The 14,811-nt window shown below is 64.6% G+C and carries 14 protein-coding genes and 1 pseudogene; 12 read left to right on the forward strand and 3 right to left on the reverse strand.

Annotation, left to right across the window (positions count from 1 at the left end; genetic code table 11):
• Positions 1–4 precede the first annotated feature (4 nt).
• The 3 genes from ccsB to msrQ all read left to right on the forward strand — a co-directional run bounded on the left by ccsB (position 5) and on the right by msrQ (position 2,980).
• Entirely contained in the window at positions 5–1,219 is a 1,215-nt protein-coding gene (ccsB, locus tag AC3D25_RS17120) for a c-type cytochrome biogenesis protein CcsB (protein ID WP_488889512.1), read from the forward strand.
• Positions 1,220–1,318: 99 nt separating this feature from the next.
• Positions 1,319–2,308, forward strand: coding sequence for a protein-methionine-sulfoxide reductase catalytic subunit MsrP (msrP, locus tag AC3D25_RS17125; protein WP_488889513.1), 990 nt, complete (start codon positions 1,319–1,321; stop codon positions 2,306–2,308).
• A 9-nt stretch (positions 2,309–2,317) separates the two neighbouring features.
• Positions 2,318–2,980 (forward strand): protein-methionine-sulfoxide reductase heme-binding subunit MsrQ, encoded by a 663-nt coding sequence (msrQ, locus tag AC3D25_RS17130; protein WP_488889514.1) that lies wholly within the window; start codon positions 2,318–2,320, stop codon positions 2,978–2,980.
• Between the two features lie 57 nt (positions 2,981–3,037).
• Here the strand turns inward: msrQ and lysA are convergent, their stop codons facing one another.
• On the reverse strand, positions 3,038–4,300 hold the full coding sequence (gene lysA / locus AC3D25_RS17135; RefSeq protein ID WP_488889515.1) for a diaminopimelate decarboxylase: 1,263 nt from the start codon (positions 4,298–4,300) through the stop codon (positions 3,038–3,040).
• Between lysA and AC3D25_RS17140 the strand changes: the two genes are divergently transcribed.
• Complete coding sequence (locus AC3D25_RS17140; protein WP_488889738.1) at positions 4,299–4,538, forward strand: hypothetical protein; 240 nt, start codon at positions 4,299–4,301, stop codon at positions 4,536–4,538. The genes lysA and AC3D25_RS17140 overlap by 2 nt on opposite strands.
• A 20-nt stretch (positions 4,539–4,558) precedes the next feature.
• Here AC3D25_RS17140 and AC3D25_RS17145 read toward each other — a convergent pair.
• Positions 4,559–4,627: pseudogene (locus AC3D25_RS17145) on the reverse strand (hypothetical protein); the annotation flags it as partial.
• A 35-nt stretch (positions 4,628–4,662) separates the two neighbouring features.
• On the opposite strand from AC3D25_RS17145, the gene cyaY reads away from it, so the two are divergent.
• Positions 4,663–4,980: an iron donor protein CyaY gene (gene cyaY, locus AC3D25_RS17150; protein ID WP_488889516.1), complete on the forward strand. Its 318-nt coding sequence runs from the start codon at positions 4,663–4,665 to the stop codon at positions 4,978–4,980.
• 38 nt (positions 4,981–5,018) lie between these two features.
• Here cyaY and AC3D25_RS17155 read toward each other — a convergent pair whose 3' ends face one another.
• Entirely contained in the window at positions 5,019–7,427 is a 2,409-nt protein-coding gene (locus tag AC3D25_RS17155; protein WP_488889517.1) for a penicillin-binding protein 1A, read from the reverse strand.
• Positions 7,428–7,675: 248 nt separating this feature from the next.
• On the opposite strand from AC3D25_RS17155, the gene pilM reads away from it, so the two are divergent.
• From pilM to AC3D25_RS17190, 7 genes are all read left to right on the forward strand, one after another.
• Positions 7,676–8,692, forward strand: a complete 1,017-nt coding sequence (pilM, locus tag AC3D25_RS17160; RefSeq protein WP_488889518.1) for a type IV pilus biogenesis protein PilM — start codon at positions 7,676–7,678, stop codon at positions 8,690–8,692.
• Positions 8,689–9,381, forward strand: coding sequence for a PilN domain-containing protein (locus tag AC3D25_RS17165; RefSeq protein ID WP_488889519.1), 693 nt, complete (start codon positions 8,689–8,691; stop codon positions 9,379–9,381). Before pilM ends, AC3D25_RS17165 begins: the two co-directional genes overlap by 4 nt.
• Positions 9,378–10,286 (forward strand): type 4a pilus biogenesis protein PilO, encoded by a 909-nt coding sequence (locus tag AC3D25_RS17170; RefSeq protein ID WP_488889520.1) that lies wholly within the window; start codon positions 9,378–9,380, stop codon positions 10,284–10,286. The genes AC3D25_RS17165 and AC3D25_RS17170 overlap by 4 nt, the downstream gene beginning before the upstream one ends.
• Positions 10,287–10,306: 20 nt before the next feature.
• Entirely contained in the window at positions 10,307–11,794 is a 1,488-nt protein-coding gene (locus AC3D25_RS17175; protein ID WP_488889730.1) for a type IV pilus secretin PilQ, read from the forward strand.
• Between the two features lie 98 nt (positions 11,795–11,892).
• Complete coding sequence (locus AC3D25_RS17180) at positions 11,893–12,444, forward strand: shikimate kinase (RefSeq protein ID WP_488889521.1); 552 nt, start codon at positions 11,893–11,895, stop codon at positions 12,442–12,444.
• 7 nt (positions 12,445–12,451) lie between these two features.
• Positions 12,452–13,528 carry a 3-dehydroquinate synthase gene (gene aroB / locus AC3D25_RS17185; RefSeq protein ID WP_488889522.1) on the forward strand — a complete coding sequence of 359 codons (1,077 nt, stop codon included), beginning with the start codon at positions 12,452–12,454 and terminating at the stop codon, positions 13,526–13,528.
• Between the two features lie 40 nt (positions 13,529–13,568).
• A complete protein-coding gene (locus AC3D25_RS17190) occupies positions 13,569–14,807 on the forward strand; it encodes a deoxyguanosinetriphosphate triphosphohydrolase (RefSeq protein ID WP_488889731.1) in 1,239 nt (412 codons plus the stop codon).
• Positions 14,808–14,811 lie beyond the last annotated feature (4 nt).

The following is a 14,811-nucleotide window of genomic DNA, read 5'->3' on the forward strand; positions in this document are numbered from 1 at the left end:
GATCATGGACCTCACTCAAGCCTCTTCATCCTCGAATTCCGCCAGCGAGCGGGCGACTGCGGGCAGCGTCCCGAACGTCGCCGATGCGGCCCTTTTCGACGATCGTCCGTTTCTCAAGAAGCTCGGCGCGCTCGACTGGCTGTTCGCGCTGGCGATGGTGGCAGGCGCGGGTTTCGCGCTTTATCGCTACTACCCGTTCATGAATTACTACGACAAGGCCGTGCTGATCGCCGCGGTGCCGACCTTCGTCGTGCTCGGCTGGCGCTGGAAGCCGGTGCGTCTCTTGATTGCGTGCATCGCGCTGCTGGCGTTGTCGTCCATTCAGCTGTATCACGCCGATCTCGCCCGCGCCGACACCAATTTCTTCCTCAAATATTTCCTGTCCAGCCAGTCGGCGATTCTCTGGATGAGCGCGCTGCTCGTGCTCGCCACCATTTTCTACTGGATCGGCCTCCTCACGCGCTCGGCAACAGGCGGCTCGATTGGCTCGCGCATGACCTGGGTCGCGGTGCTGATGGGCTTTGTCGGCCTGATGGTGCGCTGGTACGAGTCGTATCTGATCGGCGCGGATGTCGGCCATATCCCCATTTCGAACCTGTACGAAGTGTTCGTGCTGTTCTGCCTGATTACGTCGCTGTTCTATCTGTATTACGAACAGCACTACAGTACGCGCGCGATGGGCGCGTTCGTGCTGCTCGTGATCAGCGCGGCCGTCGGCTTCCTGATGTGGTATTCGATCGCCCGCGACGCGCAGCAGATCCAGCCGCTCGTGCCCGCGCTGCAAAGCTGGTGGATGAAGATCCACGTGCCGGCCAACTTCATCGGCTACGGCAGCTTCGCGCTTTCGGCGATGGTCGGCGTCGCGTATCTGGCGAAAGAGCGCGGCGTGCTGGCCGACCGCCTGCCGTCGCTGGAAGTGCTCGACGACGTGATGTACAAGTCCATCGCCGTCGGTTTCGCGTTCTTCACCATCGCGACCATTCTCGGCGCGCTGTGGGCGGCGGAAGCGTGGGGCGGCTACTGGAGCTGGGATCCGAAGGAAACGTGGGCGCTGATCGTGTGGCTCAACTACGCGGCGTGGCTCCACATGCGTTTGATGAAAGGATTGCGCGGCGCGGTGGCAGCGTGGTGGGCGCTGACCGGCCTGATCGTCACGACGTTCGCGTTCCTCGGCGTCAACATGTTCCTGTCCGGGCTTCACAGTTACGGAAAGCTGTAATTTCGGGCTTTAAGCCGCGACTAAGAACCGTCATGCACGCTGTGCTGGCGGTTTTTTTTCGTCGTCGGTTAAATGGTTAAGGTTTTCAGGAGTATCGAAATGTGGATCAAACGTGATCGCCGGCTTTTCGGCGACGACATTCCCGCGAGCGAAATCACGTCGCGCCGCGCGTTCGAGAACCGCCGCCGCGTGATGCGCGCGGCGGGCGCGGCGGCGGCGGCCGGTCTGGTCGGCGTAAATGGCGAAGCGCTCGCCACGCTGAGTTCGCCGGATGCGAAGGGCCAGAAGCTCGCGGCGAAGACGAACCCCAAGTTCGTCGTCAACGAGAAAGTCACGCCGTACAAGGACATCACCAGCTACAACAATTTCTACGAATTCGGCACGGACAAAGGCGATCCGGCCGAGAACGCGCACACGCTGCGGCCGCGTCCGTGGAAGATTTCGGTCGAAGGCGAAGTGAAGAATGCGAAGGTGTACGACATCGACGAGTTGCTGAAACTCGCGCCGCTCGAAGAACGCGTGTACCGGATGCGCTGCGTGGAAGGGTGGTCGATGGTGATTCCGTGGGTCGGCATTTCGCTGTCGGAGCTCATCAAGCGCGCGCAGCCGACCGGCAACGCGAAATACGTGCAGTTCATCACGCTCGCCGATCAATCGCAAATGCCCGGACTTTCCACGCCGATTCTCGAATGGCCGTATTCCGAAGGCCTGCGCATGGACGAGGCGATGAATCCGCTGACGCTTCTGACCGTCGGGCTTTATGGCGAGGTGCTGCCGAACCAGAACGGCGCGCCGGTGCGGATCGTCGTGCCGTGGAAATACGGTTTCAAGAGCGCGAAATCGCTGGTGAAGATCCGCTTTGTCGAAAAGCAGCCGCCGACGAGCTGGAACACTTACGCGACGAGCGAATACGGTTTTTATTCGAACGTGAACCCGAACGTCGATCACCCGCGCTGGAGCCAGGCGACGGAGCGGCGGATCGGCGAGGATGGTTTCTTCCAGCCGAAGCGCAAGACGCTGATGTTCAACGGTTACGGCGATCAGGTCGCGTCGCTTTATCAGGGCATGGACCTGAAGAAGAATTTCTAGGCGAACCTCATGGGATCGGTATCCGATTCGAAACGGCCGGGCGCTCGCGCCGGGACCGCAGGCCGCTGGATGACGCCGGCGAAAGTGATTGTTTTCGTCGCGGCGCTGTTTCCGCTCGCGCGCATTGTGTTTTTCGGCGTGACCGGCCGGCTGGGCGCGAATCCGATCGAATTCATCACGCGTTCGACCGGACTCTGGACGCTTGTTTTCCTGTGTATCACGCTGGCCGTGACGCCCGCGCGCCGCCTGACCGGCGCGAACGCGTTGCTGCGTTTCCGGCGCATGCTTGGCCTTTACGCGTTCTTCTACGCGGTGCTTCACTTCACGACGTATCTCTGGTTCGACAAGTGGTTCGACGTCGCCGCGATTTTCAAGGATATCGGCAAGCGGCCGTTCATCACGGTCGGATTCGCCGCGTTCGTGCTGCTGATCCCGCTCGCCGCTACGTCGCCGAAAGCGATGGTAAGAAAGCTCGGACGCCTCTGGGTCACGCTGCACAAAACCATTTACGCGGTCGCGACGCTCGCCATCCTGCATTTCTGGTGGATGAAGGCGGGCAAGCACGACCTCGTTTTGCCGAAGATCTACGGCGCGATCGTCATTGCGTTGCTCGGCTGGCGGCTTCTTGCGTGGGCGAAAATGCGGGTTTCACGTAGAACCCGCGATCGCTAAACGCAAAAAGGCGATGCCGGAGCATCGCCTTTTTTCTTGCAGACTGCGAAAACCGCGTCAGTCCGGCAGGATCGACTCGCCAGCGAACAGTTGCTGCACTTCCTCACGTTCCCGGACGAGGCGCGCGCGTTCGTGATCGACCATGACTTCGGCGGCGCGCGGACGCGTGTTGTAGTTCGAGCTCATCACGAAGCCATACGCGCCCGCCGAGCAGACGGCCAGCAGGTCGCCGGTTTCGATCGCGAGCGTGCGGTCCCGGCCGAGCCAGTCGCCGCTTTCGCAGATGGGGCCGACCACGTCGTAGACCTGCGCCGCCGCGTTGCCCTGAACGACCGGCTCGATGCGGTGAAACGCCTGATACATCGCGGGGCGCGCGAGATCGTTCATCGCGGCATCGACGATGGCGAAGTTCTTTTCCTCGCCCGGCTTCAAGTATTCGACGCGCGTGAGCAGCACGCCCGCATTGCCGACGAGCGAGCGGCCCGGCTCGAAATACACTTCGCGATGGCCGTGGCCGCGCTGTTCGACGTGGTCGAGCACCGTGCGCACGAACACGCCGATATCCGGCGGTGTTTCGTCGTCGTAGGTGATACCCAGGCCGCCGCCGACATCCACATGATGAATGGTCGCGCCGTCCGCCTCGATTTGTTCGACGAGTTCGAGCAGCTTGTCGACCGCGTCGAGATACGGGCTGATCTCAGTGATTTGCGAGCCGATGTGACAATCGATCCCGATCACATCGAGATTCGAGAGGCTGGCGGCTTGCGCGTAGGTCGCGCGCGCGTCGCTGAACGCCACGCCGAACTTGTTCGACTTGAGGCCGGTGGAAATATACGGATGCGTTTTCGCGTCCACGTCCGGGTTCACACGCAACGAGACCGGCGCGCGTTTGCCCATGGACTTTGCCACGTCGTTCAGCGCATGCAGTTCCGGAATCGACTCGACGTTGAAGCATTTCACGCCGAGTTCGAGCGCCTCGCGCATTTCCGCCGGGCTTTTGCCGACACCCGAAAACACCGTGTTCGCCGCGCTGCCGCCCGCCGCGAGCACGCGCGCGAGTTCGCCCGACGAAACGATGTCGAAGCCCGCGCCGAGCCGCGCGAACACGTTGAGCACGGCCAGATTGCTGTTTGCCTTCACGGCGGCGTGGACAGTCGCGCGGCGGCCCTGACACGCGTCGGCGTAAGCGCGATACGCTTCGGTCAGCGCGGTGCGCGAGTACACGTAGAGCGGCGTGCCGAACTGTTCGGCGAGCGAGACGGCGGAGACGCCTTCGGCGTGCAGCACGCCGTCGACGTAGTTGAATGCGGATTGAGACATGCTTGACCTAAATGGCCCGGAGCGGGCGGAATGCGGAGTTCAGTTTGCGGCGGACGCTGCGCGCGGCGCGGACGCACCGGAATTCAACTCGGTGTCGGGCGCGAGCGTGAGCGGCTCGCCGGAAGTGTCGGGCACCGTCGATTCATCGACTGACGACGCGCCGCTGGCTGCCTCGGCGGACGGCGGCGGATTGAGGTCGGCGGGGCGCTGGGGAAGCGGCGGCACCGACGGCATATAGAGCGCGCCGCGCTGTCCGCAACCACCGAGTGCGCCGGCTGTCACCGCCAAAGCCGCTACAATCGCGCTCATCCGAAAGACGACTCGCATCGTTGTCCCTGAAAAATTAATCGCTGGAGTTTAGCATGACCGATAACGAATACCTGACCCTCGCCGAAGCCGCTCTGGCCGCGGTGGAGCGCGCCGTGGACGCGTCGGATGTGGATATCGAATTCGAGCGTAGCGGCAATGTTCTGACGCTCGAATTCGAGAACCGCACGAAGGTGATCGTGAACCTTCAGCCGCCGATGCACGAACTCTGGCTCGCGGCAAAAGCGGGCGGGTTTCACTACAAATACGTGGATGGCGCGTGGCGCAACACGCGCGACGGCAGCGAGTTTTTCGCCGCGCTCACCGAATACGCGAGCCAGCAAGCAGGCGAGCCGGTCCGCTTTTCAGCGTGACCGGCTCGTTGTGACGCGGCGCGGGTGGTAAGCCGCGCTCAGTGGCCCTGGAACAGATTCATGATGTCCTGCTTTTCCTGCTCGCCCACCTGGTCCGGCGCGACTGCGCCCGATGCGCCGCTGGCTTCTTCCGTCGGCGCCTGACTGACGCCGATGGTCGCGATGAAACCGTGGCCCGGCGTCATGTCGTCGAAATACAGTTCGCCGCCGAGCGTCACGACGTCGGGCGGTTGCATCGACTTGTAGTCCGGCACGCCGCGCAACGCCCGGCTCATGTAGTCCATCCAGACCGGCAAGGCCAGTCCGCCGCCGGTTTCCTTGTCGCCGAGACTCTTCGGATTGTCATAGCCGATCCACGCAATCGCCACGAGCGAGTGCTGATAACCCGCGAACCACGCGTCGTGCGAGTCGTTGGTCGTGCCCGTTTTGCCCGCGAGATCGGTGCGCTTCAACTGATTGGTTCGCGCGCCCGTGCCGCGTTGCGCGACGCTTTGCAGCAAGCTGTTCATCACGTAGGCGTTGCGCGGCGTGATCGCGAGCGGGGCGCTTTCCTGCGCGACGAGCGGTTGCGGATGCGAGACGACCGCGCCGCGCGGATCGGTGATATCGGCAATCAGGTACGGATTCACGCGATACCCGCCGTTCGCGAACACGGAATAGCCGGCCGCCATCTGTAGCGGCGTGACGAGACCCGCGCCGAGCGCCATCGGCAAATAAGCCGGATGACGGTCAGCGTCGAAGCCGAACTTCGTGATGTATTGCTGCGCGTAACGCGTGCCGATCGTGCTCAGAATGCGGATCGACACGAGGTTTTTCGACTTCATCAGCGCGGTACGCATCGGCATCGGGCCATCGACGCCGCCGCCGTAGTTCTTCGGCTCCCACGCCTGCCCGCCGGTTTCGGCGGCGCTGAAAAAGAGCGGCGCGTCGTTGATGATGGTCGCGGGCGACAAGCCTTTTTCAAGCGACGCCGAGTAGATGAACGGCTTGAAGCTCGACCCCGGCTGACGCCACGCCTGCGTGACGTGATTGAACTTGTTCTTGTTGAAGTCGAACCCGCCGACAAGCGCGCGGATCGCGCCGTCCTGCGGCACGATCGAGACGAGCGCGCCTTCCACTTGCGGCAATTGCGTGATGGTCCACGCGCCGTCGTCGTCCTTGACGAGGCGCACGATCGCGCCCGGCCGGATGCGCTGGTTCGGCTGCGCGCGCGTGGACAGCGCGTTCGCGACGAAGCGCAGATCGTTGCCTTCGATCGTGGCCGTATTGCCGTCGATAAAGTTCGCCTTCACCTGCTTCGGGCTCGCCGACACGACGACCGCCGCGACGATCTCGCCGTTATCGGGATGCTCGACGAGCGCGTCGTCGATGGCCTGCTCGCGGTCGTCCGGGTCGGCGGGCAACTCGATAAACCCTTCCGGCCCGCGATAACCATGACGGCGCTCGTAATCCATGATGCCTTTTCGCACGGCGCGGTAGGCGGCGTCCTGGTCGGCGGAATCGATGGTCGTCACGACGTTCAGGCCGCGCGTGTACGCCTCCTCGCGGTATTGCGCGTACATCATCTGGCGCACCATTTCCGCGACGTACTCGGCATGCACGCTGAATTCGCGGCCCGCGCCCTTCACGACGAGCGGTTGCCGCGCGGCTTCGTCGAACTGCTCTTGCGTGATGTGGTGCAACTCCAGCATCCGTTCGAGGATGTAGTGCTGACGCACCTTCGCGCGCTTCGGATTGACCACCGGGTTATACGCCGACGGCGCTTTCGGCAGCCCGGCGAGCATCGCGGCCTCGGCAAGCGTGATGTCCTTCAGATCCTTGCCGAAATAGACCCGCGCGGCGCTCGCGAAACCATACGCGCGCTGGCCGAGATAGATCTGGTTCATGTAGACCTCAAGAATCTGGTCCTTGGTCAGCGCGCGCTCGATTTTGTAGGCGAGCAGCATCTCGTAGATCTTGCGCGTGTAGGTCTTTTCGCTCGACAGGAAGAAGTTGCGCGCGACCTGCATCGTGATCGTGCTCGCGCCCTGCGACGCGTGGCCGTTGGTCAGCGCAACCGTGCCCGCGCGCAGGATGCCGGTGAGATCGACGCCGCCGTGGTCGTAGAAGCGCGCGTCCTCGATGGCGAGCACGGCTTTCTTCAGTTGATCCGGTACGTCCTGAATCCGCACGACGCTGCGGCGTTCCTCACCGAATTCGCCGATCAGCAGGTGATCGGCCGTATAGATGCGCAGCGGCACTTTCGGCTTGTAGTCGGTCAGTGCGTCGAGCGACGGAAGGTTCGGCTGCGCGACGACCAGCGCATAGCCGAGCATCAGCGCGGCGCACACGATCAGTCCCACGATACAAATGACGAGTCCGAGCAAGAGCCGCAGCCAGAGCGAACGCTTGGGTTTCGGCCGGGCGGGCGGCGGGGACTGCGGGGACGTCGGAGAAGAAGATTGCATAGCACCACCAAAAAACGGTCCCGCGATTATAGCCGTCCCTCTTTACCGCTTACGCCCGCTCGATGCTCGGCTTGAGTCGTTGCGCACAGTCGCCGCGCCGGCGCTGTTTCCCGCCGGACGCGGCCGCGCATGGCGAGCGCGAACGTTAGCCATCCGGCTGAATGTTCGACGGGCGCGCGACTCGCCACAATTCTTTTCATCGCACGCGCTCGAACGGTCGGCGCGGGACTGAAGAAAGGAGGGCTGGCATGACGAAGACGACGCTTCAAGGGTCGATATTGACGGTTACGCGGCGCTTTGCCGCGGGAATCGACGTGAGCGAAAAAGCGCTGCGTCTCGCCGTGCTCAGCCGGCGGCTGCGCGCGAACGGGGCGGTATGTGTCGAGCATCTGGAGACGGTGCCGCTCGATCCGGGCGTGGTGATCGGCGGCGATTTCATCGACCGGCCCGCGATTTCGGCGGCACTGCGCGACGCCTTCGGCCGGCTTCCGCCCGGCGCCGCGTGGCGCGGTCTGCGTTGTGCGATGGCGCTGCCCGCCGCCACGACGCTTACGACGCTCGTTCCGCTTGCCCGGCTGATGCCGCCATTCCGGCAGGGCGCGCCTTATGGCGTGCCGGAACGCGGCGATCCGCGCGGCCTGCTCGAACCGGCGGTGCTGGCGGAGGCGGAGCGCGCGGTCGGGATCGAGCGGACTGCGCTTTCGGTGGACTGGTCGGTCGAGGCACGCGACGACGGCCACGCGCAGGTGTCGATCTCGGCCACGCCGCGCCAGCATATCGAGGCGCGGGTCGAGACGGCGGCCGCGGCGGGCGTGGCGCTGAGTGCGATCGACGGCGAGCCGGGCGCGGCGCTGCGGGCGATGCGGCACGCGGGCAGCATCGAACTCGGCCCGAACGAACGTTACGTGGCGTGCTGGGTGGAGAGCGGCGGACTGCACTCGTGGCTGATCGGCGATGAAGGTTCGGATCGCTCGATTCGCTCGTTTCGCTATCCCTCACCCGAATATTCGACGCTCGTTGATGCCTTCCATGACTTGATCGGCCAGAACGCGGCGCTCGACTGGATACTCGTTTCCGGCGATCTCGATCTGCTCGCGCGCGCAGGCTTGCCCGCGCCGCAGTTGGCGGAGCGGTTCGGCTGCCCGGTCCTGCCGTTCGAGTGCGCGCCGTTCTGCAACGGCGCGGCGCGTATCGACGAAGCGCTCCGGCATTCGCCGCTGTTCGCCGTCGCGTTCGGGCTCGCGTTGCGCGAGGTGACGCAATGACCGCGCTCGGCCTCTCTCCGGCAGTCGCCGACGGCTTCAACCTCCTGCCCTACCGAAACACCCGCCGACGCGAAGCGCGCAACCGGCGCGCGGCGTTGCTGCTCGCGGCGTCGGTGGTGGGCTGCATGGCGGCCGGTGCGATAGCGGGTTGGGACGCGTTCGAGCGCGACCGGCTGGACGTCCGGCGCGCCGCGCTCGAAGCGTCGCTGCAAAAGCTCGGGCCGTCGCTCGCCGAACACGCGCGGATCGCGGCGGAGCGCACGCGTCAGTCGCGCGCCCGTGAACTCGCCAAGCCGCTTGCCGGGCCGCGCGCGCGTTTTCTCACGCTGCTCGATGCGCTCGGCGATGCGTCGCCGGATAGCGGTGTCGCGTTGCAGCGCGTGTCGCAGAGCGCTGCACAGCACGGCGGCGAAGTGGAGCTTGTCGCCATCGCGCCGGATTCGGACGCCGCCGCGCGCTGGATGAAGCGGCTGCAAGGCGTGTCGGGCGTGGCTTCTGTGATGGTCGTCGAGATGCGGCGGCGCGTGAGCACGCAACGCCACGCGCCGGCCGACCACGCGTCCGCGCCCGCGCCGGCCGGCTACGACGTCACCGCGCTCGTGCGGTGGGCCGGCAATCCGGCTGGCGCTGAAAAATCCGTCGTGAAAGTCGCGAAGGTCGAACAGAACGCAAAAAGGAGCACTCAATGAATAGCTTTGTATCGAGTCACCCGGCACGGCCACGCTCGGCGTCCGCGAATTTATTGGCCTTTGTGCTCACGCCGCTCGACGCCTGGAGCCGCCGCCGAAGCATCGTGTGCGCGTGCGTGCTCGCGGCACTGGTCGGGGCGATCGGCGCAAAGGCGTGGCATTCGTCGGATTTGAGCGGCGTGCAGGCAAGCCGGGCGGCGCTCGCCGATGCAACCCGGCGAATGAGCCACGCTCAGCAGATCGAGCGCGAATTGCCCGCGTTGCGGATGCGAACGGGTGCTGGCGCGAATCATCTGGGTGACTGGAGCGCCGCCGACGCGCTCGACGCAGCCGCGAAGCTCGCGTCCGAAAGCGGCTTACGGGTCAGTTCGATCGTACCGGTAACGGTCCACGCGCCCGTCGCCGTCAAGTTGTCGGCGACGAGCGAACCGCCGCCCATCGATCACCCGCTGCGCTTGCGCGCCGACGGTTCGTTTATCGAAATCCGGCGGTTTCTGGATGCACTCGCGGGCTTGCCGCATCTGGCCGTGCCGGAAAACGCGCAAATCCGGCGCGCTGCAAGTGGTGGCAGCGGTTTGACGCTGGACGCGACGCTCAGGATCTTCGAAGCGCTTCCGGGCTTCGGAAATCCCGCGCCGTCACGTGCGGCCGTCGCGCGTTCCGACCCGTTCGACGCGCGCGGCGACAGCGCCACGGCCGATGTCCTGCTCGTCGGCACGTTGCTCGCGCATCGTCACGCGCTCGCCATGGTTCGGACGCCGGACGGCGCGGAGGGTTTCGAGGCGGGCCAGTCGATCGGCCATGAACGCGTGGCGCGGGTGCATCCACGGTTTGTCGAACTGACGCGCGATGGCGCGCGCGGTTCGGTGGCGCGCACGATCGCCTTCGACGAGGAGTCGTCGTGAGCAATCGCGCATTGATACTCATGGCCGTCCTGGCTTGCGGCGGCGCGCTGGCGGCTGAAAACGCGGTGCCGCCGTTGCCGCCGATCCCCGCCGCGCTCGACGACACGCTGTCGACCGACCAGTTCGCCGCCGATACGGAGTCCGCGTGGCTCGCGCCGAAACCGCCGCTCGCGCCCTCTGTCGTGCCGACAGCGCCCGTCGCGGCTGAAACCGCACCGCTCGAAGGATCGCCAGTGCCGCTGCCGCCGCCCGAACGCCTCAGCGGCGCGGGCTCCAAAAACAGTGCGAACAAAAACGCGGACGACCGCCCGATCACACTCAACCTGAAACACGCCGATCTCGCCGCCGTACTCCAGTCGTTCGCCAAGTTCTCGGGCCTTAACATCGTGGTCAGCGAGAAGATCCGAGCGCTGGTGTCGATGAGCCTGATCGACGTGCCGTGGCGGCGCGCGTTCGACACGCTGCTGGAAATTCACGGCCTCGCGATGGAGCGCCACGACGACGTGATCTGGGTCGCGCCGCTCGCCGATCTGGCCGCGCGCGAGCGGCTGCGTTTCGAGGCGCACGCGCGCGCCGCCGATCTCGAACCGCTCGGCAGCCGCACGTTCGTGCTGCGCTATCCGCGCGCCGACGAGGTGCGCAAGCTTCTGACCGGCGCGGGCAATCAGCGCGTGCTGTCCAAGCGCGGCTCGGTGATGGCGGATGCGCGCACGAATTTGCTGTTCGTCACCGATCTCGAAGCGCGCATTGCGCAGATTGCGGAACTGATCGGACGGATCGACCAGCCAACGCCGCAGGTGATGATCGAGGCGCGCATCGTCGAAGGTGAGGTGGGCTTTTCGCGCAATCTCGGCGTCAAGCTCGGGCTGACGGCGACCGGCGATCCGGCGAGCTCGCACGGTGTGTCGGGTGGCGCGAGCGGAACGGTTTACGATCTGTCGGCGCGTCCGATCGCCGGTTTCGACGCGGCGACGGCAGGTTTGACTTTGTTCGCGGCGCAGGCGACCCGGCTTCTCAATATCGAATTGAGCGCGCTTGCGTCGGAAGGGCGCGGGCAGATCGTGTCGAGTCCGCGTGTCGTCACGGCGGATCGCGTGAAGGCGCTGGTCGAGCAGGGCACCGAACTGCCATATCAGGCGAAAGTGGGCAACGGCGTGTCAGGTGTGCAGTTTCGGCGCGCCGCGCTCAAACTGGAGGTCGAGCCGCAAATCACGCCCCACGGGCACGTGATTCTGGATCTCGATGTATCGAAGGACAGCGTCGGCGAAGTCACGGCGGCCGGCCCGGCGATCAACACGAAGCACGTTCAGACGCGCGTCGAGGTGGAGGACGGCGGCACGGTTGCGATTGGCGGCATTTACTCGACGGACGAGCGCAGCGATGTTGTCGGCGTGCCGCTCTTGTCGAAGATTCCGCTGCTCGGCTGGCTTTTTCGGCACGATTCGCGGAGCAATTCACGCAGCGAACTGGTGATTTTCATCACGCCGCACATCGTCGGCGCAGGCTGATGACGCCCGCCCGCAAGCCCTCCAGACTCGACAAAGCGGGCGGTTTGCCCTTAAGCTCCCGCACGAACAGGACCAGAATCGACCGTAAAGGAACCGAGGTGCAAGCCGGGCACGCGAACGCGAACGTATTTTTTGTCGGACTCATGGGGGCGGGAAAAACCACCGTGGGCCGTGCGGTCGCGCGCCGGCTCGGACGGCCGTTCATCGATTCCGATCACGAAATCGAAGCGCGTACCGGCGCCCGCATTCCGGTGATCTGGGAACTGGAAGGCGAGGACGGATTCCGGCAGCGCGAGGCGCAAGTGATCGACGAGCTGTCGCAGCGTGACGGCATCGTGCTCGCGACCGGTGGCGGCGCGGTATTGCGCGACGAAAATCGCGATCATCTGAAGAATCGTGGCGTCGTCATCTATTTGCGCGCGAATCCGCATGACCTCTGGCAGCGCACCCGCCGCGACAAGAATCGGCCGCTGCTGCAAACCGACGACCCGCGCGGCAAGCTCGAAGCGCTTTACGACATGCGCGACCCGCTGTATCAGCAATGCGCGCATTTCGTCGTGGAAACCGGGCGGCCGACCGTCAACGTGCTCGTCAACATGGTGTTGATGCAGCTCGAGATGGCCGGCGTCATGAAACCCGCTGAGTCATAATATCGGGATGATTACAGTCAACGTCGAACTGGGCGACCGCGCCTATCCCATTCACATCGGAGCCGATCTGATCGGCCAGACCGAGCTTTTTGCGCCGCATATCAAGGGCGCGTCGGTCGCGATCGTGACGAATTCCACCGTCGATCCGCTTTACGGCGATATGCTGCGGGCCGCGCTCGCGCCGCTCGGCAAAAAGGTGACCACGGTCGTTTTGCCGGACGGCGAGGCGCACAAGAACTGGGAAACGCTGAACCTCATTTTCGACGCGCTCCTGACCGAGCGCGCCGATCGGAAAACCACGTTGATCGCGCTGGGCGGCGGAGTGATCGGCGATATGACCGGGTTTGCGGCGGCGTGCTATATGCGCGGCGTGCCGTTCATCCAGGTGCCGACGACGCTGCTTTCACAGGTGGATTCGTCGGTGGGCGGCAAGACCGGCATCAATCATCCCCTCGGCAAGAACATGATCGGCGCGTTTTATCAGCCGCAAGCGGTCATCGCCGATATCGGCGTGTTGCGCACGCTGCCCGAGCGCGAACTGGCGGCGGGTCTCGCGGAAGTCATCAAGACCGGCGCGATCGCCGACGCTGAATTCTTCGAGTGGATCGAGTCGAATATCGACGCGCTGAACGCCTGCGACGCCGACGCGCTCACGCACGCGGTGCAGCGCTCGTGCGAGGTGAAGGCATCGGTCGTCGCCGCCGACGAACGCGAAGGCGGCCTGCGCGCGATCCTCAACTTCGGACACACGTTCGGCCACGCCATCGAAGCGGGGCTCGGCTACGGCGCGTGGCTGCACGGCGAGGCGGTCGGCTGCGGCATGGTCATGGCGGCGGATCTGTCCACGCGGCTCGGCGCGCTCGACGAAACCTCGCGCCAACGGCTAGTGAAGGTGATCGAGGCCGCCAAGCTGCCGGTCACCGCGCCGGATTTAGGCGCGGACCGCTATATCGATCTGATGAAAGTGGATAAGAAAGCCGAGGCGGGCGAGATCAAGTTCATCCTGCTTACGCGTTTCGGCGACACCAAAATCACGGGCGCACCGGACGACGCTGTGCGCGCAACGCTCGCCGCCAGCATCTGACGCGCGCTCATCCTCCAGCCGGACCACGAATGATCGGGAGCTGCCGGTGAACGATACGAAGCGCCAGGTTTTATCGAGCAGTCCCACTTCTTTCACGCTGGAAGCGCATCTCGCGCCCTACGCCGCGCATTCCGCACAATCGCGCGGGCGGCGTTTCCCGGAGGCGCCGCCCACCGCGCGCACCGAATTCCAGCGCGACCGCGACCGGATCGTCCATTCGACGGCCTTCCGGCGTCTCGAATACAAGACGCAAGTGTTCGTGAATCACGAAGGCGACCTGTTCCGCACGCGATTGACCCACAGCCTCGAAGTCGCGCAGATCGCGCGTTCGGTCGCGCGCAACCTGCGCGTGAACGAGGATCTGGTCGAGGCCATTTCGCTCGCCCACGATCTCGGCCACACGCCGTTCGGCCATGCCGGACAAGACGCGCTGAACGAATGCATGCGCGATCACGGCGGCTTCGAACACAACTTGCAAAGCCTCGCGGTGGTCGATCAACTCGAAGAGCATTACGGCGCGTTCGACGGCCTGAATCTCTGTTTCGAGACGCGCGAAGGCATTCTCAAGCACTGTTCACGCGAAAACGCGCGCTGGCTCGGCGATCTCGGCGAGCGTTTTCTCACCGGCCGCCAGCCGTCTATCGAAGCGCAGATCGCGAATGTCGCCGATGAAATCGCCTACAACAACCACGATGTGGACGACGGCCTGCGTTCCGGTTTCATCACGCTCGAACAACTGGCCGATGTCGCGCTCTGGCAGACGCATTACGAGACGGCGCGCGCCGATTACCCGCGCATCGACGGGCGGCGGCTGATCCACGAGACCATCCGGCGGATTATCAATACGCTGATCGTCGATCTTATCGACACGACGAATGCGAATCTCGCGCATGCCGGCGTCGCGTCGCTCGAAGACGTTCGCAACGCGCGACCGCTTGTCGCGCACAGCGAGGAAGTCGCGGCCCAGGCCGCCGCGCTCAAGCGTTTTCTGTTCAAGAACCTGTATCGCCACTATCGCGTGATGCGGATGGCGAACAAGGCGCGGCGCGTGGTGCGCGGGCTGTTCAACGCGTTCAGCGAAGATCCGCGTCTTTTGCCGCCCGCGTACCAGTCGCACGGGCCGGTGGCGGAAGACGCCGCCAACGACGCCGCCAACGAACTCGCCACGCCGGGCCGGGAAGCGTCGCAGGCACGGTTGATCGCGCATTACATCGCGGGCATGACCGATCGTTACGCGTTAAAAGAATACGAACGCCTGTTTGTCATCGAAGAAAACTAAAATC

Source organism: Caballeronia sp. SL1002 (genome assembly GCF_057814995.1).